Annotated in this window: 17 protein-coding genes; 3 read left to right on the top strand and 14 right to left on the bottom strand. The window is 44.7% G+C overall.

What is annotated here, in order from left to right:
• Nucleotides 1–54: 54 nt before the first annotated feature.
• From IPH84_18095 to IPH84_18040, 12 genes are all read right to left on the bottom strand, one after another.
• Nucleotides 55–864: an esterase gene (locus IPH84_18095; protein ID MBK7175080.1), complete on the bottom strand. Its 810-nt coding sequence runs from the start codon at nucleotides 862–864 to the stop codon at nucleotides 55–57.
• A gap of 18 nt (nucleotides 865–882) precedes the next feature.
• Complete coding sequence (locus tag IPH84_18090; protein MBK7175079.1) at nucleotides 883–1,488, bottom strand: DUF5005 domain-containing protein; 606 nt, start codon at nucleotides 1,486–1,488, stop codon at nucleotides 883–885.
• A 28-nt stretch (nucleotides 1,489–1,516) separates the two neighbouring features.
• A complete protein-coding gene (locus IPH84_18085) occupies nucleotides 1,517–2,017 on the bottom strand; it encodes a DUF5005 domain-containing protein (GenBank protein MBK7175078.1) in 501 nt (166 codons plus the stop codon).
• Between the two features lie 22 nt (nucleotides 2,018–2,039).
• A complete protein-coding gene (locus IPH84_18080; GenBank protein MBK7175077.1) occupies nucleotides 2,040–3,197 on the bottom strand; it encodes an MFS transporter in 1,158 nt (385 codons plus the stop codon).
• Between the two features lie 18 nt (nucleotides 3,198–3,215).
• Nucleotides 3,216–4,157, bottom strand: a complete 942-nt coding sequence (locus IPH84_18075; protein ID MBK7175076.1) for an ROK family protein — start codon at nucleotides 4,155–4,157, stop codon at nucleotides 3,216–3,218.
• Nucleotides 4,158–4,658: 501 nt separating this feature from the next.
• On the bottom strand, nucleotides 4,659–6,419 hold the full coding sequence (locus IPH84_18070; protein ID MBK7175075.1) for a class I mannose-6-phosphate isomerase: 1,761 nt from the start codon (nucleotides 6,417–6,419) through the stop codon (nucleotides 4,659–4,661).
• A gap of 303 nt (nucleotides 6,420–6,722) precedes the next feature.
• Complete coding sequence (locus IPH84_18065) at nucleotides 6,723–8,171, bottom strand: RagB/SusD family nutrient uptake outer membrane protein (GenBank protein ID MBK7175074.1); 1,449 nt, start codon at nucleotides 8,169–8,171, stop codon at nucleotides 6,723–6,725.
• 20 nt (nucleotides 8,172–8,191) lie between these two features.
• Complete coding sequence (locus IPH84_18060; protein ID MBK7175073.1) at nucleotides 8,192–11,248, bottom strand: TonB-dependent receptor; 3,057 nt, start codon at nucleotides 11,246–11,248, stop codon at nucleotides 8,192–8,194.
• Between the two features lie 40 nt (nucleotides 11,249–11,288).
• The gene (locus IPH84_18055) at nucleotides 11,289–12,026 is read right to left on the bottom strand and encodes a GntR family transcriptional regulator (protein ID MBK7175072.1); all 738 of its coding nucleotides are present in this window, start codon (nucleotides 12,024–12,026) and stop codon (nucleotides 11,289–11,291) included.
• A 29-nt stretch (nucleotides 12,027–12,055) separates the two neighbouring features.
• A complete protein-coding gene (locus IPH84_18050) occupies nucleotides 12,056–12,454 on the bottom strand; it encodes a T9SS type A sorting domain-containing protein (GenBank protein ID MBK7175071.1) in 399 nt (132 codons plus the stop codon).
• A 1-nt stretch (nucleotide 12,455) separates the two neighbouring features.
• Nucleotides 12,456–13,403 (bottom strand): hypothetical protein, encoded by a 948-nt coding sequence (locus IPH84_18045; protein ID MBK7175070.1) that lies wholly within the window; start codon nucleotides 13,401–13,403, stop codon nucleotides 12,456–12,458.
• Nucleotides 13,404–13,567: 164 nt separating this feature from the next.
• The gene (locus tag IPH84_18040; GenBank protein MBK7175069.1) at nucleotides 13,568–14,443 is read right to left on the bottom strand and encodes a T9SS type A sorting domain-containing protein; all 876 of its coding nucleotides are present in this window, start codon (nucleotides 14,441–14,443) and stop codon (nucleotides 13,568–13,570) included.
• Between the two features lie 260 nt (nucleotides 14,444–14,703).
• Here IPH84_18040 and IPH84_18035 point away from each other — a divergent pair, with 260 nt between their 5' ends.
• From IPH84_18035 to IPH84_18025, 3 genes are all read left to right on the top strand, one after another.
• Nucleotides 14,704–15,450 carry a glycosyltransferase family 39 protein gene (locus tag IPH84_18035; protein ID MBK7175068.1) on the top strand — a complete coding sequence of 249 codons (747 nt, stop codon included), beginning with the start codon at nucleotides 14,704–14,706 and terminating at the stop codon, nucleotides 15,448–15,450.
• A complete protein-coding gene (locus IPH84_18030) occupies nucleotides 15,434–15,952 on the top strand; it encodes a hypothetical protein (protein ID MBK7175067.1) in 519 nt (172 codons plus the stop codon). Before IPH84_18035 ends, IPH84_18030 begins: the two co-directional genes overlap by 17 nt.
• Before the next feature lie 250 nt (nucleotides 15,953–16,202).
• On the top strand, nucleotides 16,203–18,125 hold the full coding sequence (locus tag IPH84_18025; protein ID MBK7175066.1) for a T9SS type A sorting domain-containing protein: 1,923 nt from the start codon (nucleotides 16,203–16,205) through the stop codon (nucleotides 18,123–18,125).
• Between the two features lie 128 nt (nucleotides 18,126–18,253).
• On the opposite strand, the gene IPH84_18020 is transcribed toward IPH84_18025, so the two are convergent.
• Together IPH84_18020 and IPH84_18015 are read right to left on the bottom strand one after the other, a co-directional pair.
• Nucleotides 18,254–18,637: a DUF302 domain-containing protein gene (locus IPH84_18020; protein MBK7175065.1), complete on the bottom strand. Its 384-nt coding sequence runs from the start codon at nucleotides 18,635–18,637 to the stop codon at nucleotides 18,254–18,256.
• Between the two features lie 428 nt (nucleotides 18,638–19,065).
• Entirely contained in the window at nucleotides 19,066–19,965 is a 900-nt protein-coding gene (locus IPH84_18015) for a helix-turn-helix transcriptional regulator (GenBank protein MBK7175064.1), read from the bottom strand.
• Nucleotides 19,966–20,023 lie beyond the last annotated feature (58 nt).

Raw genomic sequence — 20,023 nt, 5'->3', positions numbered from 1 at the left:
GACATGAAGATTAATGGAGCCTTGGCTCCGGGTGGTGAATAGAAAGATGGTAAGCTATTTCACTATTCGTTCGGAAAAGAACAGAATGTGGCTTTTGATATGGGTTCTCCAGAAGTCATAGTCATGGCCCCCGGGAGCAGATACATAGGTGGCTTTAATTCCCAGTTTATCGCAGCTGATTCTGAGCTGATTATTGATATCGTAGAAGAAATCGCCCGTACCGCAACTGAAGATAAACTCTTTGCCTGATTTCTGAATGCTTTCAAGGTTATACTCAACTGAGAACTTATTGAGGATGGCTTTATCGGAGGCATCGTTTTTCAGTCCAAGCAGCCTGGGAATACCGTAGGAATCGGCACAATCGCTCAGGTCAACACCCCCGCTCAGGCTTCCTGCCGAACAGAACATTTCCGGGTGGAGGGAGAATAAATACAGTGCACCATGTCCGCCCATGCTTAATCCTGTGATGAAGATATTTTTGGTATCTGTGCGATAATCTTTGTTTATTCCGGGCATCAGTTCCTTAAAGAAGAAATCTGCATATTGACTGTTTGGCAGCACCGGGCTGTTGAGGTACCACGAATCATACAATCCATCGGGGCACACCAGGATAAAGTCATATTTATCTGCATAGTCCTGGCATCCCATAATATCGTCCCATTGCTGGTAGCTGCCACTCCATCCATGAAGAAGGTAAACCACAGGATACAGTTTCTCTGGGTTGGAAGCATAGCTTGCCGGGGTGAAAATCCAGGTGGTATCAGGCTTTGGGAGTCGGTCGGACTGGTAAACTTTTTGCTGTTTGGCAGCAGTTGAACAGCCAAACCAGCTGAATAAAATGAGGAGGATGAGCAGGTTTTTCATGGTCAGATTTTTCACCGATTATTCTTCAAAAATGTACTTCATGTGAACACGTTGCATGACAGGCCTGTATTTGCTGGCATCCATGAATACATCTTCCACTTCAAAACTATTTATACAGGTAGAAATCAGTAATTCCCCATTTTCGATAAACTGTGGATGGGCAACGCTGTTGTAGGCAAAAAGGTTCTTAGTAGATGCTACTTCTTTTGGCAGCATAGTGTGGCAGATCACCTTTCTGTTCTTCCAGCCGGTATATGGGAGGTCTGAGATGTATGTACAGATTTCTCCGGTCATAAATCCACCTTCCTGGACAAAGAGTATATACTTCCCATTGTATTTGAATACGCTGAATTGCTCAGAACCCTGAATTTTGAGGGATGGCTGAGCTTTATGCGAGTCTTTATCCCATCCTGTTCCTGTAAAGAATTCCCAGGGGGCAAGGATGTTGTTGCGGGGAGCACGGGCAACATACACATGTTTATCTTTATTAGATGCCCCATAGATGTAAGTATAATCTGCGTCTTCATCACAAATTGCATGTCCCCAGTGTATTTCAGCTTCATTGGGATAGTCGAAATGATCAATGCTTTCCAGTTTGATTTCAGGTAGTGTGAATGTGGCCACATTAGCACTTACCCATTTGAAGCCCCAGTTACCGGGGGTAGCCTGGTAGAAATGCCGTCATAAAGACTTTCAGCTTGCCATTTTCGATGAAACCATCTCCCGGCCAGTACCATAGGGAGTCTTCTGAAAACTGTGTCCCTTTAGGTGCTCCAGGTGGAATGACCAGCGACGACTCCCATCCGTCTATCACATTATACAAACTGCGAAGGGTATCTCCTTCCTGAACTGCCATAGCATTGCGGATAAACCAGGGGGATCGTTTTTCCCTTGAACGGTCAGGATTCACGGTTCCGAGGAATGAATCCCCGAAAATCCATACGGTGCGGCCATCAGGAAGAAGCACAGAGTATTCCCCATCAGCACCGGTTACCCCACAGCAATCGCGGGCGAACATGCGGGTGAATTTATCATCTACCTTGCACGGTTCTTTCTCCCTGCTTACTACCTGTCCGAATGCCGGACCTGAAGCAAGGGTAAGTAAGCATCCTGCAAACAGGGTGATGATTTTTAATGAAATATTGTTTTTCATAGAATAGATCTTAGTTTGTGGGTCACGCTTTTTTGCTGCGGAGTATAGCAAGGAAGAAAAGGTAAGCAGCACATACCACGAGCACAAACATGCCGGCGGTGAGGCTTACCTGGTCTGTCAGGAAGCCGATAAGCGGAGGAATTGCAGCACCACCGGATACGGCCATGATCATCAATCCTGAGATTTCATTAGCCCTCAGGGGGAATTTCTCAACAGTTAATGAGAAAATCAGTGGGAATACATTAGCAACGCCAAGTCCAATCACAAATATTACCCCCATAGCCAGCATCTGTGAAGGGGCAACCATGAGTGCCAGGACAGAAACCAGTCCGAGGATGGTAGTCCAGAATAGGAATTTCCTGGAAGAGAGTTTGGCTAGCATCAAAGCTCCGGCGAAAGTTCCCAGCATCTTTCCGAAGAAATAGATACTGCGGCCTTTTTCAGCAAATTCCTGTGTGATGCTTCCTTCAAATTTCTTCAAGAGGAATTGTCCTGATACGGCATTAATACCAACATCGATACCTACCACCAGGAAAATTCCCAGAACCATCAAAGCAATGTAGTTATTGCCCAGCAGGCTCAGTGAAGAGCCAATCGTAGCTCTTTTTTCGGTGTTCCTGGTTTCTTCAATTTTTGTAACCCCCAGCCATAGGACTGCCAGGATGGAAACAATACCGAAAGCAAGGAACATGAGTTTCCAGTCGCCGAATTGATTTGCAAAATAGGCTGCTACGAACGGTGCAATCATAGAACCTACGGCTTTCACGAACTGGGAAAAGCTCAGGAAGCTGGAGGTTTTATCGGAGGGAACCACATCCACCATGAGGGGATTCGCTGATACCTGTACGATGGTATTTCCTATGCCCAGAAGTGCAAAACCAAAGAATATAGCTGCTTTTGAGAAGATGAAAAATGGCACCAGGAGTCCAATGGCGGTAATGATCATCCCCAGGTTGAGGATGTTACGTTTACCAAACCGGTCCTGGAGTACCCCTACCGGCACTGAAAGGAAAAAGAACCAGATAAATACCGCCGAAGGGATCAGCTGGACCATGGTATTACTGAGTCCGAACTCCAGTTTGATTCGGTCGACACCAATACCAACCAGGTCGCAGAAACTCATGACAAAGAACGACATGAGGACAGGCAGTACGAAGGATACTCTTATTTTTTTCGTCATATGAACAGTTATTATAGGTTACATTTTCGACAATAGATCTTTTACATTTATCCAGTAATCTTCAACCAGCAGGCGGGCACCCCCCATAACGGCTGCATCTTCTTTGAGGTCAGAGAGCAGAACCTGGACATCCAGTTGTTCATTTTTCAGTGCTTCGAGGAGGTGGTGCCCAAACAGATTATAGGCCCCGGTAATGTTGCCACCAATGACGATCACTTTAGCATCGAATTTCCTGATCCATGGAGCCAGGAAATGACCCATGTTTGAGCCATATTCTTCAAATAATATGGCAGCAGCTGGTTCAGTATTCAATTGGTCAACAATCTCTTTTACTCCCTCCACTCTTTTCCACGTTCTATCAAAGAAACTCCTTGTAAACCAACGGGTTGAAAAGCTGTCATCGGCTATACCATCATTAAATGGCAAATGCCAAACACACCCCATTTCCGGAACGGTATCCCCATCGGTAACCGGGATACCCTTATCAACAAATGCTGAGCCAAAACCTGTTCCCAGGGTAAGGGCAATCATTTTATCGAAATTTCCGGCTTTTCCCACCCAGGCTTCGGCTATAGCAAAAGCAGTGGCATCATTGATATACCTGAAATGGATATCTTCCCCCAGTTGCATGCGGTTGCGAAGTTCTTCGCTGATATTCAGCCCATAAAGGCTCTCGAATTTTTCAACCCTTTCAAACAGGGCGATTCCTTTGGCATAATCAAAGGGACCGGGCATTGCAAAGCCAATTCCCACAAGCCGGGAGCTATCGACTGCCGACAAGCTGCCAAGCAAGGCTTTACTCCAGCCATTCAGAATTTCGTCGGCTGGTGCCTGGTTGTTGATCTTCTCTTCCCGGGCAGTACCGGGGATGATTTTGTGCGTCGACAGGTCAATTGCTGCACAATAGATGTGACTTCCACCTATATCGGCACCCAGGGCAATCTTTGAATGGTTGTTCATGAAATAATCTTGTTATGATGATGGTTTAAATTTCTGTTATTGATTTAAGTCGAATTATATTCTTCAAAAAGGGGTCCACGAATCCGCCGGCGGACCAACTAATTCACGCTCACGGACTAAATTCTTCATGATCCAATCCATCCGTTTAAGCCAAGTGCCATTTAGCCAATCCCCGGACCAATTTTCAAATTTAAATTACAAGGCTTCTTGACATATTGTAATCTTCTCCATCACCAATTCACATTATCACTGACCTTCCTGGCTCAATTCCCTGGTCTCCCTTCGACTAAGCTCAGGGTGACATGTAGATCTCTCCTAATCTCCCCATCTCCCCTTCTCGCCTTCTCTCGCCCTCTCCCCATCTCGCCCTCTCCTCATCTCGCCCTCTCCCCATCTCGCCCTCTCCCCATCTCGCCCTCTCCTCATCTCGCCCTCTCCCCATCTCGCCCTCTCCCCATCTCGCCCTCTCCCCATCCCCTTATCTCCCCATCTCCCCATCTCCTAAGCGTTAATTCTCACAAAAGCCTTAACCGTCGCACATTCTTTTCCTTCAGATGTTCCATATGGCCTGATATTGTAGTAGCCTATTGATCCAGGGACGATAAAGACTTCAGCATAGTGCACTATGAAAGGTTCAAAAGCATTGGCAGGGCTTTCTACGATGATTTCATCTCCTTCCACCAGGGCAATCACATTGACTCCGCCACCTGTATGATGGTTCACAGACTTAGTAAACCAGTGTCTGCGCGTTTCAATGAATTCCCGTTCATGGAGGCCTGTTTTTTCTTCTCTCCAGCCGTCACCTGAGGCCATAAGTTCCACCTGGCCAATAAGGTTTTCCCTTACCCAGGTGGTCGTCCTGTCGAACTGAATATTTGCCATTCCCCTGTCAATATTGATCGGACGAGGCTTTCCATCCATGCCCAGTCTTCCCCAATCCCAGAGTTTAAAGGTAAAAATATAAGGGGTAGCACTGATTTCCAATACCATGCTATTTGCTCCTGAGCAGTGTACGGTTCCCCCGGGAATCAGGAAATGATCGTGTTTACGGGCTGGCCAACTATTTACAAAATGAGTGTCCTCAAAATTTTTGCCTGTTGTTTCCGATTCCCTCAGTTGAGCCGCCATTTCTTCCGGCTGAATGCCTTCTTTTAATCCCAGGTAAACGCAAGCTTCCGCAGTGGCATCCATCAGGTAATAACTTTCATCCTGGGTATAGGGGATGCCAAAATTCTGCTGGATATATTCGGTGAGCGGATGAACCTGCAGACTTAAATTGCCACCTCCCATAGTATCAAGGTAATCGAAACGGATCGGGAATTCATCCCCAAACCTTGCATGAACCGGATCCCCAAGCAACAACCGGGGTTGAGTAAATACCAGGTTAATGGAAGGCATTTCGAAACGGGTTTCACCAAAGCGAAGGAACAGGCTGTTTTCTTCAGGAACACAATTGAAACACCATGCATAATTTGACAAGCCTGAATCAAGGCCGAACTTCTCCTTCATCCATTGTCCACCCCAGGGACCGGCATCAAAGTAGGGTACCACGCTGAAAGGCTGTGTTACCGATTGTTTCATAGCTTCCATGAAGGCAAAGCCTGAAATCATCTTTGGTTCTCCTGCCAGGTTTGTATCCAGTACAAAATCCCAGCGGTTCATAATCCTTTTCTTCAAACGGTCGCAAACCCTCCAGTCGACAAAATACCCCCTTTTATACTGGGTTTCCATGTTTTCATGTGCATTGTCCAGCCCCAGGTTATGGGTTTGCTTGCGTCGCATCCTGAGCTGAATCTCCCAGCGGGCCATATCGGCATAAACAAGCAGATTTGGTTCGGATATTACAGTGGCAGCACCAGGACCATATACGAGGACGATGCCTTCAGTGCATGAATGAATGGAAGATTGTGCCTGGAGAATTTTTTCAGGGTCGAAGAAATCCTCCATATTAAGCCGGGTCATGAAACCAAAAATCCGGTCATCGGTAACATCCTGTTTTGTAAGGGTTTCAACTTCATCAGGACGGAGCATGAGATCCTTTGAAGAGATCACTAAAACAGGATTCAGGCCTTTCACCAGGTTTGGCAATACCTCGCCATCATCCACGCCCTGGTAACACTCCACAACGACCACTTTCGAAGGTTTCCGGATTTCAGCCACAGCCTTTGCCAACCGGGAATTTATCTCCTCCCAGCCGTCAAAGCAATGCTCCTCCAGGCCTTTGATCCTGATTTCCGGGTATTTATTGTAGTTTGAATTCAAGTGTCTCGTTTTGTTTTTTCTTATTTATTTGTAATTCACTTGAACTGGTGCTGAGTGAGTTTATCCACTTATCATGAATTCAGTAGTGCTGTTGAGTGATGAGTATATCTGTTTCAATCTGTATTTCGTCAATTGATTGAATCCAAAATTATTAGTGCTGAGTGCTGGGTGCCGGGTGCTGAGCGAAAATTCAGCATTCCAAACTAAAGTCTTCCCTACGGGACAATCCGCAATCCGCAATCCCACATTCAACATCCGACATTCCACATCCCACATTCCACATCCGACATTCCACATCCGACATTAAAAATAACCCAAATTCTGCTTAAGGTTTTTATTCAAATCCAGTTCCCTTTGAGGAATCGGAAATACAGTATTGAAATCGGAAGGATTTGCCTTATCCCCTTTAGCCTGTTTGACGTAATTGATGAGATTCCCTGTTCTTACCAGGTCGAACCAGCGCTGGCCTTCATTAACAAATTCATGCCTTCTCTCGCTTAACACTGCCTGTCTGAAAGACGACTGGTCTAGTCCTGATAAATCGGGCAATACATCTGCAACCCCATTCCTGGCTCTTTCCCTTACCGTATTGATGGCATCAAAAGCCTCAGTAGTAGGACCACCATTGGCTTCATTCAAGGCTTCAGCATAAATAAGCAGGATTTCGGAATAACGCATCAGGACAAAATTGGCACCCGACTGACTGGTATTCTGAGGTTTATAAGCTACCTGGTCCCAATATTTCCAGATATGGGGTTCAAAGGTATAAGTCCAGAAGTTATCAAAGAATGTAGCTGTGTACCTGTAATCGCCCTCTTCGAAGCTTTCCAGCAGATCGGTTGTGGGCAGCATGGTTTCAACACCTGCGCTGAAAACACCCGGTAATGAAGGCAGTCCGGAGATCACCATCTGTGAGTTTTCGGCAGTGGCATTCTTATAAAACTGAACTTCAAAAACCGATTCCTTCCCGTTTTTACTGGCTTCTTTCCAGTTCGTAGCAAAATCGGCATGCAAGCTATAGTTCCCTGCTTCAATCACATCCCCGGCAGTGAGATACGCATTTTCCCAATCTTGTTGAGTAAGGTAAACCTTAGAAAGCAATCCCAGTGCAGCCCCTTTTGTGGCACGTCCTTTATCGGAAGCAGAAGTATGTTTTTCGGGCAGCAGAATGGAAGCTGCTTTGAAATCCTCGATGATGAGCTGGTATACTGTGTTTATTGGAGATTTAGCCAGGTAAATTTCATCGTCACCCAGGTTAGGTGTCACGGGTACCGTGATGAGCGGTACTTCCCCGAATAATCGTACCAGGTTGAAATAAAATAACCCCCTGAGAAATTTTGCTTCTCCCAGGATCCGTTGTTGAAGGGCTGAATCCATGGTAATCCCCGGCACTTTTTCCAGTACTACATTAGCCCGGCTGATTCCGAGGTAAGAATACTGCCATATCCCCGCCAGGTATTTATTATTGGATTCGAGGGAATAGGTATCGAATTCATGGATATTCGGATCATTCAGCGTGGCACGTGCATTACAATCATCGGAGGCAATATCCTGGATAAGCCACAGGTAATTGGAATACTGGTTCACAGATCCAAGCACATCATACACGGAGTTCACAGCGCTGAGTGCATCATCGCCGGTTTGGTAGAAGTTGTCATAATAAATCTGGTGTGGCTCCAGTTCAAGATCCTTGGTGCAGGATATTCCCATCATAGTGAGCAGTAGAAGGGAGAGCCAAATATATTTTTTCATTGGATGCTTGTTTTTAAGGATTAGAAATTGATGCTGGCTCCGAAAATGAGGGTTCTAACCGAAGGATAAGAGCCAAAATCATACCCCAAACGGGTGTTGTCCATACCAAAGGAACTTACTTCCGGGTCGAACCCGGTATATTTCGTAAAAGTGAGTAGGTTCTGCCCGGTAATATAGAGCCTTAGCTTGTCCATATGCAGATAATCCAATGCCCTTTTCGGTAAATCATAGGCCAGGGTGATGGTCTTTACCCTGATATACGATCCATCCTCGAGGTATCGGTCCGACATTTTAAGGTAAGCAGCATTGCGATTGGCCCTTGGGAATTCATCACTCGGGTTTTCCGGTGTCCAGCGGTCAAGGAGCTTGACAGAGGCATTGGATAATCCATTCCCCGATTCCAGCTCAAAACGGTTGCTGTTCAGTAGCTGATTGCCCTGGCTTCCCTGGATAAAGATATCGAGAGTGAAAGCCCCGTAAGAGAAATTATTGGTCAGGCCCCAGGTGAAATCAGGCAATGCATGGCCGATGATGTTGCAATCTTCGGTATTGATTTTCCCGTCATTATTCTGATCCACATACTTGAAGTCGCCGGGCTCATTGCCATAAATAGCGGCCTCTTCAGCTTCATCCGACTGCCATATTCCATCAGAAGTCAATCCGAAGAAGCTGCCCATCTCTTCGCCTTCCCTGATTACAGCCCAATTGCCGATTTTTAGTTTATAAGTGTCATTATTGACAAAAAGATCTGCTCCGTTGAGATGCATAATCCTGTTACGGTTAAAGGAGATATTGGCAGACGTGTTCCATTTGAAAGACTGGATGGTATTCACGGTACTTACTGCCAGTTCCACTCCCCTGTTCCTGAGTTCCCCGATATTCTTGAGATAGGAAGTATATCCTGTAACCCAGGGCAGATTTGCATAATACAAGAGGTCGTAGGTGTATTTCTGGTAATAGTCAGCAGTAAAACTGATCCTGTCCTTCAGGAAGCTGACATCAACCCCGAAATCTGCCTGCCTGGTGGTTTCCCATTTCAGATTGTCGTTCCCGGGGTTTTCAGGGGCAAAGCCTGAAGCGGGTACTGAATTATTGAAATAATAGATGGAAGATGAAATGGTTCGGATAAAGGCATAATTGGCAATACGGTCATTGCCGCTGATCCCATAGCTCATTCTCAGCTTCAGGTTGGAAATAAGTTTTGAGGTTTTGAGGAAATCTTCTTCTGATGCCCGCCATGCAAAAGCTGCTGAAGGGAAAGTGGCAAAGCGGTTATTGGCGCCAAAGCGGGAGGAGCCATCAATTCTGCCGGTAAGGGTAAAAAGGTACCTGTCGCTGTAATTGTAGTTTACTCTTCCAAGGTAAGAGATCACTGCCGATTCACTGAATGATGAATAGATAGTCGGCATATTGGTGGCATTCTGTATGCCGTAATACCCCAGGATATCGTTTGGAAATTTAGTGGCTATATCGATAAAAGTCCTGGAATTGGATTTCTGGTAGGTGAAACCCACCATTGCATTCACAGAATGCTTCTTCTGGAAGCTCTTTGAATAATTGAGGGTGTTTTCAGTAAGATAGGTCTCAAAATCGCTGCTGGCAAACCGGGCCTGTCCATCGTTAAATGAACCTGAAAAGACATACCTGGGGGTGTACATATCCTGAAGGGAGTGGTAATAATCGATTCCGAAGCTGGATCTGAATTTGAGTTCCTTAAGGAAGTGATATTCCAGAAATGCGTTGCCCAGCATTCGGTTTACCTTGTCGATGGCTACAACATCGCGTGTTACAGCCACGGGATTGTCGAGCCAGGCATCGGCATTGGGATCCGTTAAGGTATAGATCCCATCGTCGTCTTTTACAGGTAACACCGGGTTAAAGATGAGGGCTGTGTTTACCACGCCGGGGAAAAATCCTCCGGGGGTATCGGTCGGGACGGTATTGGATTTTGTCTGGGTAAAGCTGAAATTGGACCCCCCGGTCAAGCGTTCTGTCATCTTTCGGTCGAGGTTCAGACGGAAAGAGTACCTGTTGAAGTCGGAACCCACGATGATCCCTTCCTGCCGGTAATATCCTGCAGTAAGGGCATAAGTGGTTTTTTCATTACTTCCGGAGAAACTCAGCTGGTAGTTCTGTATTGGTGCATCCCTGTAGATTTCCGATTGCCAGTCGGTGCCAGTACCCAGGCTATCCGGATTCGGGTAAAGGGGAATGTAAAACTCCGGGTCTGCATTAAAACCTGCTTCATCATAAAGCCTCGCAAACTGGCTGGCATTCATCACTTCTATATCCCCTGCCTTTCGCTGCATTCCGAAGTAAGTCTCAAAGCTAACATGATCTTTCCCGGCTTTTCCTTTTTTGGTGGTGATCAGAACCACACCATTGGCTCCTCTTGCGCCATAGATAGAGGTTGCGGAAGCATCTTTCAGGATTTCAATGGATTCAATATCATTCGGATTAAAACTACTCAGTCCGTTCTGCGAAGGTGAGCCTATCCAGGAAAAGTCTACCTGGCTTTCAATCAGCACTCCATCAATAACATATAAAGGTTCATTGCCTGCCATGATGGAATTTCCTCCCCTGATGCGCAGCGACAAGGCTCCTCCCGGTTGGGCAGAAAGTTGGGTAACCTGCACTCCTGACACTTTCCCCTGGATTCCCTGGTCAAAGGAATTAACAGGAATTTTTTTCAGGTCATCGGTGCGAATAGATGCCACAGAACCTGTGAGGTCGCTTTTCTTCATGGTGCCGTATCCGACTACCACCAGTTCATCAAGACTGACATCAGCCGATTCCAGTCTGGCATTGATGACCGCCGAAGTTCCAATGGCAACTTCAAGGGCTTTTTTACCCATGAAAGAAAAGACAATTGTTTTGTCGGTTTCGTTGATTTTAAGGCTGTAAAAGCCGTTGAGGTCGGTGGTTGTACCGCGTGTGGTTCCTTTTACCAGGACCGTTACTGCCGGGATGGTTGTACCATCAGAAGCATCGGTAACAGTTCCTGTGATTGTTCGCTGCTGGCCATATGCCATATATGCCGAAAGGAACAGGATAAATTGAATGAAAAAGGCTTTCATTAAAGATGGATTAAAAATTATTTATGCAGAAAATGTGTGATTAAGCAATATCACGTTCACTTTCAATGGTATACACAAATGAATCGGCCCGGTAATATCCTATGTTGTATTCAATGGGCCTGCCTCCCGGGTCGAAGACAAAGCGCTTACGTTTCAGGATTGCATCACCTGTTTTGATATTGAGTTTCTGCGCCATTAATTTATCGGCAGCACGGGCAGAAATCTCTTCTTTGGAAAGCTTGGCAACCACTGAATAATCCTTTTCCAGGATTTCGTACAGAGGTCTTGAAAAATCCTCGTTCCCGGTAAGTCCCACCATCGGATGGAAGTAGGAAATGAAGTAAACAAACGGGTATTCAATACGGCCCCTCAGTCGGACCATTTTCAGGATTTTTTTACCTTCAGGGATCCTGAAGAAAGCGGCTAACTCTTCATCTGCTTCCACCCATTCCGTGGTGATTTCATAGTTGCGGATCTTTATACCTTTCGACTGCATTTCCTGTGTAAAACTCAGCCAGTTATTGATCCTGGTATCTACACTTTGATCGGCAACGCGGGTACCCACCCCTTTTTTGCGAATCAGCAGACCTTCATACACAAGTTTATTGGTAGCCTGCCTCACGGTATTCCTTGATATTCCAAGCTGCTTGGCGAGGTTCACTTCGTTAGGCAGGAATTTACCAGTCTGATATTCCTCCGAAGAAATCAGGTCGCGCAGCAAAGTCTCCACCTGGGCATGCAATGGGACTGCGCTTTTATGGTCAATAGAAAAAATCATAAGCAAAAGATTGAATGAAGGATAAGCGCTTAATTCTTGATCAGCTTCAGGTAGTGGTTTCCGGTTCCGTAGCAGTACATGCCACTTTCAAGGGATTGCAGGTCGAAGGAGAAGGTATGGGTTCCGGGTTGCAGTTCCGAATTTATAAAGGTGTTGATTCTTTTCCCTTGCATATCAAGCAGTTCCAGGCTCACGTACTGCTTTCGATCCAGTTGCAGTTTCACTTCCGTTTGATCCTTTACCGGGTTTGGCTGATTCTGGAAAAGCTTCAATGAGCCTTGTTGGGTATTCTTCAAAGGTTCAAGCATACCGGTCGGGAAGGAAGGGTCAATCATGGAAAGTGGGACACGAATGAAGAGGGGCCTGTAAATCTCAACATTATTAAAGATCGACCAGAAATCGCCGTTGGTATTGTAAGAAACCAGCAATTCAGCGTTTTCGGTGAACTGGATATGAGGGAATGCATTGTAGGTAAAGGTACCCGGGTAGAGCATCGGCGTTTGATACAGCAGGACCTTTGTTATTAAGAGGGCCCGATGGAGTGACACAGGTATAGGAATATATTTTCGACGAAAGCCAGATTTCCTGTGAGAGCAGAACGTATTTATTATCCTGTTTAAAGAAGCCATACTGTTGAGAAACAGCTACATTGCCAATCCGATAGGAGGCATCCGGTTCATTTACCCATCCCGACCCATTGAAGAATTGCCAGGGAGCCTGCAGGTTTCCTGACGGAACACGCGCTACATGGGGATAAGCAACATGAGAAACGGTATCTGTTTCCTGCCTTCCGTAAATGTAGCTATAACCATTTTCTGTCATGACTGCATTTCCATAGCAAACGTTGTTTACATCATAATAGGGCAGGCGATAGGTACCCAGCAGGCTGATGTCAGGAAGTGAGAAAAAGCTGATGACGGCGCCGGTGTATTTAAAATTCCATCCGGATGTTCCGGAGGTTTTGATAAATTCCGAAAAGAAGATTTTCAGGGTGTCGTTTTCAACCAGTCCATGTTCAGGCCAGAACCAGAGTGAATCGGGATTGTCCGATGGAAAGAAATCGCCCGGATTGGCAAAAGTACCTCTATGCAGCGATCGCATTGAGTCGCCATCCTGCAAAACGGCGCAATTGCGGATAAAATGGGAACCTGCCACTATCGAGCTATCCGGATTTACTGTGCCGATGAAACTATCGCCAAATAACCACAGGGTTTTCTGCTCAGGAAGTGCGATAGAAAAGGTAGCATCACCGGCTATCCAACCCCCGTTATACTTCCTCAATAATGCGTTGAAGTCATGGTCAGGATTCACTTGTGCTTTAATGTTGCAAATGCCAAGGTTGAGCAGGGCCAGCAAGAGGATTGTTTGTTTTCTCATAGGATTGGCTAAGTTATCTTTTACCTGTTGCATTGTGTTTTAAGCATACATAAGATGCCCCTACATGGATAACACAGTTATGCCAGTGATGACGAAAGATCAAAAAAAATGAAGATGTATTGCTTGAAACAATATTATTGTTTCAAGCAATTTAACGATAAAAGTTATTTCAGGATGATCCTGGAATTATGCCTGAACTGTCCGTTTTTAAGCTCAACCACATAGGCACCTTTTGGTAAGGATGAAAGGTTGAATTGGCTGGAGGCAGAAAGAATTTCACGGCTCAACACGGTTTTACCTGCAGTATTGATGAGGTTCATATGAATCACCTGCTGTTTGTAGCCATTCAGCTTCACATTCATCATCCCATCGGTAGGATTGGGATAGATGGAAACGTTGGCACTGCTAAGAAGTTCATCAACTCCTACTCCGCTGACGATAGTGATGCTCTGTGGGTCAGAAAGTCCGCCACCATAGTTATAACGATCGGCAGGATTGCGGTCCCAGTAGTCTTTATCACCAATTGCATACCTTAGGAAAAAGGTTCCCACTTTTCCATCGGTTTTAATTCGTGGAGTGAAGTAAAAGCTATCAAGCTGGGTCAGTTCAGCGATACGGTCGGTAATGGCGCCCCACCAATGGTATCCGGGCAATGGAGGAATTGAATCTTTGAGTGTTTTTGAATGCGCGAAGCTATAAACCAGGAAACCTGTGTTATTAAGTGCAGGGTCTTTTGAGATGATGGTATATTCAATGGAATCGCCAACAAGCCAGCCATCAGGTACCATAACCCCAAATAAACCGATATTCTGAAGGGTATTCGCCCATTCGTCATCTCCCAGTCCCGGGTCGTCATCACGCTGTGCAACGATGGGAACATCAAAGTAACTATTGGTGAATCCTGCTTCCGGTTGCCCGATTGAGCGGAATTTATAACAGCCAACGAATACCACTGCTGTGGTGAAGATCAGGATGGCTAAGGCAAGGAGTGTGGATTTCCTGCTGCCGGCAAAAGGATTGTAAGTAGATGTTTTTTTCATGATCTGGTTAATTTTTGGTTACTATGTATGAATGTTCAGACATACTATTGATATATGCAAATGTAATACATAATTAATGCTTTGATACAAGTGGATGAAAATTTATTTTTTATTGTCTCGAAAAAAATGCAAATCATTAATTTTCAGCCACTGTTTGAATGGAAAAGTGAAATTATTGACTTGAATAATTACACTATTTACTCTTTTATTCTTTTATTTGCGGAAAATTGTATATTTGATAAAGTGAATATATTTAGTTTATGAGAATACCTAAGCTGACACAGAATTCATACCTGTTATTTGCTCCTTTTTTAATTATTTTCATCGTTTTTGTCATTGTATTTCGTGGCAGGATCACGGAAGGCGATCAAATGGGGTATCTTTTCTTTGCCAACAATCTGCTTCATGGGTTTTATTCTCCACCAGCACCGGATATTAACCTATGGTGGGGGCCGGGTTATCCGATTCTTTTAATGCCATTTGTCTTTTTTAAGGTACCCCAGGCAGGTATTTTAATATTGAACGCTGTCCTTCAATATTTATCCATCGTCTTTTTATTTAAGGCGCTGGTGAAAATGATCCCTTTCAGTAAAGCAATGATATTTAGCTTGTTTTGGGCGCTTTGCTATAGCTCCTATAATTATATGGCTTCAATTGTTACTGAATCCTTAACTGTTTTCCTGTTATCCCTGCTGATCTATTCACTGGTCATGACTTTCACCCGCAATTCCAATAAATATATGGTCCTGTCGGGATTTATCCTTGGATACCTTGCTTTAACCAAAGTAATTTTTGGGTATGTAATACTAGTCATGTTGTTGTTTTATGTCCTGATGTGGATCATACAAAAAACAACACCACAATCCCGCAGAAGTGTAATTTTATTGGTGATTGCAATGCTTGTAACATCTCCTTATCTCATATATACGTTTCAGTTAACGGGCAGGATTTTTTATTGGGGGAATTCAGGAGGCATGTCGCTTATATTGGATGAGCTCTCCTTATGAAAATGAATATGGCGCCTGGGATAATGAAAAATTTACCGCAAACCAGATCGATTTCGCCGACCCCGGAATCAACCAACTGCTGAAACTCAACCATCAGAAAGACATTGATGAGTTCACTAAATTCAAAGGTGTTCAAAAAGATGATGCATATCGAAGCAAGGCTATTCAGAATATAAAAGCTTATCCATTTAAATATGTCAGGAACATTTATGCAAATATTAGCCGTATGCTCTTCGGATTCCCCGGAAATTATGCATACCAGCGTCCGCCTGATGAAAATCTGGTATTCCTCTGTTTTGTTTTCTCTTATGCTTTTAAGTTTCATATTGAGCCTTATACATTGGAAGAAATTGCACTTTATAATCCGTTTCCTGGCTGTTTTTGCATTGATCTACCTGGGGGGTACTTCCCTGCTTGGAGTCGGTACCCGCCAATTCATCATTATCATTCCTGCATTATTATTCTGGATTGCTTATGTGATGGATATAACCGTTGTATTTAATTTCAGATTTCGAAAGGATGAGTAAATGTGTTGTGTATGCATGTCTATTGTGATTACTGACCGAATCCTATACTATTCCATTATTTACCTTTTGTGTTGATTGTAACACCATAGCTTCCGATTGCCTGTATCCTGGAGTTTAGCCTCCTTGAAGTGATTCTACTTAGCGTAATTTTGACGATGCATACACCTTGCAGTTAAACATTTGCCAAAGAAGTAGTTACTTTGTATTTCTCAATGTCCATGGCTTATGCGACGACTTTTCATCTTTCTGCTGTTCAGTGCTTTTTTCTCTGCAAATTCCGGCTATTGCCAGGACCAGGGATTCTTCCTCAATTCCTGGCAACCGGTTTCAATTTCAAGCCCGGCTTATACAGAAGTTGAACAAACCACCAACCCGGTGACAGTCTCCTTGAAGGTGCTGTTCGGTGATACTATTACGAAGGTTACTCCCTATGTATTTGGCGACAATGCGAATCTGTGGTCGGGATGTATGTCGGACAATGAAGAACTAATGCATCATATGGCTAACCGAAAAATGGGGGTACTGCGCGGTCCTGCGGGAAGTGTGTCGGATGTTTTCTTCTGGAACCATTCTGTCGATACCCGTCCCACTGATATCCCTGCACACCTTGCCGGGCAAACCTCCAACTTTGAACCCTGGTATGGAATCAGGCCCTACTCATGGGAAAACTGGACAATGGCTGTGGATTCTTTTTACCGCATCCTTGATCAATCAGATGTCACCGGAATGCTTACAGTTAATTACGGCTATGCCCGTTATGGGACCGGACCCACTCCAGTGGCTACTGCTGCCCATATGGCTGCCGACTGGGTGCGCTATGACAATGGCCGGACCAAATTCTGGGAAATCGGGAATGAAGTTTTTGGAAGCTGGGAAGCTGGTTACAGGATTGATCAGAGCCTGAACCAGGACGGACAGCCGGAATACATTACCCCTTCTCTTTATGCACAACACAGCCTGGTGTTTATCGATAGCATGAAAGCAGCAGCTGCCAGCCTGGGTCTTGATATCAAAATTGGACTGGTGATGCTCGATAGTTATAGTTCTGAGTTTCCTGAATGGAATAAAGATGTGGCCTCCATTGCCGGGGATGCTGCTGATTTCTATGTGCTGCATTGCTACTTTACTCCCTATAACCAGAATTCCTCCCGCGAAACCATCCTGAATTCTTACAAAAGGGCAGGGGAAATTAAAGCCTATTTATACAGCGGAATTGATGAAGCCGGGAAACCTCATCTTCCCGTAGCTCTTACTGAGTACAATATTTTTGCCACTGGCTCAAAACAGGCGGTTTCGCATGTAAACGGAATGCATGCCGTCCTGGTGGCAGGAGAAGCGCTAAAAACCGGCTATGGAGCTGCCCTTCGCTGGGACCTGGCCAATGGTTGGGATAATGGCAACGACCATGGGATGTTTTCAAATGGAGATGAACCCGGTGTGGCTAAATATGCCCCACGCCCGGCTTTTTACCACCTTTATTTCATGAGGAAGTTTACCGGGGATGTTATGCTCAACTATACACAGAGAGGCGATACCAATGTGGTGGTTTTCCCAACCGCTTTTTCATCCGGACAGTCAGCCCTGACCCTTGTTAACCGCAGCTCAAAAACACAGGTAGCCCGAATCAATATCCAGGACTTCAAATTTGGTGACCGTTATTATAGCTATATTTTAAGGAATGGCGACACGGAAACCTTTTCACGGAAAGTCATGGTAAATGGTGTGGGTACAAACCTGGTTGCAGGGGGCCCTCTTAATTATGAATCCATACCTGCCAATGCTTCCTTGATTGGTGATGAAGTCAAAATCGAGCTCCCCCCGGTTTCCACTGCTTTTGTGCTGGTTGAATCCGGGAATAAGGAACTGCTGATCAATGAAGAAGTGTATGGTACAGAGGACAATGCCTCTCTTCAGGAGGTAATGATCTTTCCCAACCCTGCTAAGGACAAAATTCGAATTGAAAATTTACCTAAAGGAACCACCTGCATGTCCATTAGAGATTCCTTTGGCAGAACCGTTTATACAATTGAAGATATTCTGCCCGGACAATCTACTGTCGAAATGAATATCCTATTGATTCCCGGTTTGTATTATGTAACTGTTTCAGGCGCTTTTTCACCTGTCATAAGGAAGCTGGTTGTAGAATAGCCGGAGCCTTGCAGCACACTCAATATCAGCGATCTCATCCAATCAGTTTACGATGAGATTCGCTTTGGTGAAATCAATAAGCTGTTGAACATAATAAGACCGATTGAGCTGCTGCAAAATCGAAACCCTTATTTTTTTACTGTCCTGATAAAATCTTCAGCTTCAGCGAAGGCCTGGGTGATGGTTTTAGCCGCATCCGGATCTAACAATGCAGTAAAAGCTGCAGCATTCATCCTTGAAACATACGTAATGCCATCCGCTTTCTCATACACTGATATCCTGCATGGAAGCATGGGTGACACCTCACGCAGATGATCCTTTGAAAGGATTTGATAAGCAAGTCCCGGGTTACAAATCTCCATCACTTTTACCGGCAGAACTTCTTTCCCGTTCTTTTTCATGGTTTCCTGCAGATCGTGTGTAATTGTGATCTTCCAGCCCTTTGCAACTATGGCTTTCGATAATTCATCAATGGTTGCGGAAAAACTGAATTTACTCTGGCTTTCAAGCATAACAGCTGGTTTTTCCATCGAATTCTGGGCAATGGTCGTCAGCCCTGAAACAATCAGAACAATGACAAAAATGGATTTTAATTTCATTCTCTTAAGGATTTTATGGATTTTTAAATCGCTATAATAACACTTATAACTGGTTAAAAGTTCAAAGGACATATATTTTAGCTATATGGGAAATAGAAATAGAATCCAGAATTCAGGAGACAGAATTCAGGAGACTGTTCTGCATCCTTAAATCTTTTGGCCAGCCTGACCAATATAGATTTACCTGTAACCCTATTTCAGGACAAAACACATTTTTCATTTTATATTCTGACTCCTGACTCCTGGATTCTGGATTCTTTCATCCTGAGAAAGATGAATTCTTCCTGAAACAGTATTTATCGAAAGTCACCCAAGATGGAAAATATAGAAGAAACAACCATCTACACCCAAACACTCTCCTTCCTGTACCTTGCCGGCGTTTTTTGAACCACCTTCTTAAACACCTTCGAGAAATGATAGCGGTCAGCAAAACCCAGGTCGGCAGCAATGGTTTCAATACTGGCATTACTGTGATGCAAAAGCATGCAGGCACGGTCAATTTTCTGCTGCCTGATATAATGTTGCGGGCTCTGACTGATTTCCTGCTGAAATAAACGGATAAATGAGTTGGTGGCCATCCCCGACTGCATAGCCAGGGTGTCATTGGAAAGATGTCCTGACAGTTCCTTTTCTATCATCCTGATCGCATTGATGATCCTGAAATCGATCTTCGTGGTTTGCCACAACGCCTCCTTGAGCCTGGCCACATGTTCTGTAATAATTGAATACAAATAAATATTCAGGTCCAGCGGGAAGTTCTCGTTCTCAGTCTTAAGGAATTCTGTGATCACCTCAAGCTTGCCCTGCTGCTCCTGGCTGATCTCCAGCTTATAAATCCCGGGAGTAACCCTGTCGTATGGTACTCCTAAGTTGAAATGAATAAATAAATGCAGAAGCGGATCCCTGCCCGGTTCATGCTCCTTTTGTGATAAATCCACCCTTTTCCCCCTGACATTGATTCCTTCTGCATACCGCTTATGTCCCTTAATATGAGTGTTGTATGCTGTAAAAGGAGGGATGATAAAGATGCTTCCGGCCTCCATCTCATACAACTGCCCGCCAAAGGAGATCTCCCCATTGCTCGTCCTGTTCCAGTATAACCGCCAGAATGGAAACGACATCTCATTACACTCCCATTGGGTCAAATACCAGTACCTGCAACACCAGATCTGCAGGTGAAGGGGAGAAAGTACTTGTTTAACATCTGAGGGATCGCCTCTTTTTGAGTTGTTTACAAACATTGTGTAAAGTCCATGTTAGAAACTGACACAAATTTAGTGGTTTCAAACATTTCATTAT

The sequence above is a fragment of the Bacteroidales bacterium genome (genome assembly GCA_016707785.1).
In the GTDB taxonomy this organism is placed as follows: Bacteria; Bacteroidota; Bacteroidia; order Bacteroidales; family UBA4417; genus UBA4417.
This window is presented reverse-complemented; position numbering and strand designations above follow the sequence as displayed.

Coding starts and splice junctions, on each gene's coding strand:
- IPH84_18065 (MBK7175074.1), bottom strand. CDS start 8,171: ATGAAAAAATATATTTGGCTCTCCCTTCTACTGCTCACTATGATGGGA.
- IPH84_18040 (MBK7175069.1), bottom strand. CDS start 14,443: ATGAAAAAAACATCTACTTACAATCCTTTTGCCGGCAGCAGGAAATCC.
- IPH84_18025 (MBK7175066.1), top strand. CDS start 16,203: ATGCGACGACTTTTCATCTTTCTGCTGTTCAGTGCTTTTTTCTCTGCA.
- IPH84_18075 (MBK7175076.1), bottom strand. CDS start 4,157: ATGAACAACCATTCAAAGATTGCCCTGGGTGCCGATATAGGTGGAAGT.
- IPH84_18080 (MBK7175077.1), bottom strand. CDS start 3,197: ATGACGAAAAAAATAAGAGTATCCTTCGTACTGCCTGTCCTCATGTCG.
- IPH84_18085 (MBK7175078.1), bottom strand. CDS start 2,017: ATGAAAAACAATATTTCATTAAAAATCATCACCCTGTTTGCAGGATGC.
- IPH84_18020 (MBK7175065.1), bottom strand. CDS start 18,637: ATGCTTGAAAGCCAGAGTAAATTCAGTTTTTCCGCAACCATTGATGAA.
- IPH84_18015 (MBK7175064.1), bottom strand. CDS start 19,965: ATGTTTGTAAACAACTCAAAAAGAGGCGATCCCTCAGATGTTAAACAA.
- IPH84_18035 (MBK7175068.1), top strand. CDS start 14,704: ATGAGAATACCTAAGCTGACACAGAATTCATACCTGTTATTTGCTCCT.
- IPH84_18045 (MBK7175070.1), bottom strand. CDS start 13,403: ATGAGAAAACAAACAATCCTCTTGCTGGCCCTGCTCAACCTTGGCATT.
- IPH84_18095 (MBK7175080.1), bottom strand. CDS start 864: ATGAAAAACCTGCTCATCCTCCTCATTTTATTCAGCTGGTTTGGCTGT.
- IPH84_18055 (MBK7175072.1), bottom strand. CDS start 12,026: ATGATTTTTTCTATTGACCATAAAAGCGCAGTCCCATTGCATGCCCAG.
- IPH84_18030 (MBK7175067.1), top strand. CDS start 15,434: ATGAGCTCTCCTTATGAAAATGAATATGGCGCCTGGGATAATGAAAAA.
- IPH84_18060 (MBK7175073.1), bottom strand. CDS start 11,248: ATGAAAGCCTTTTTCATTCAATTTATCCTGTTCCTTTCGGCATATATG.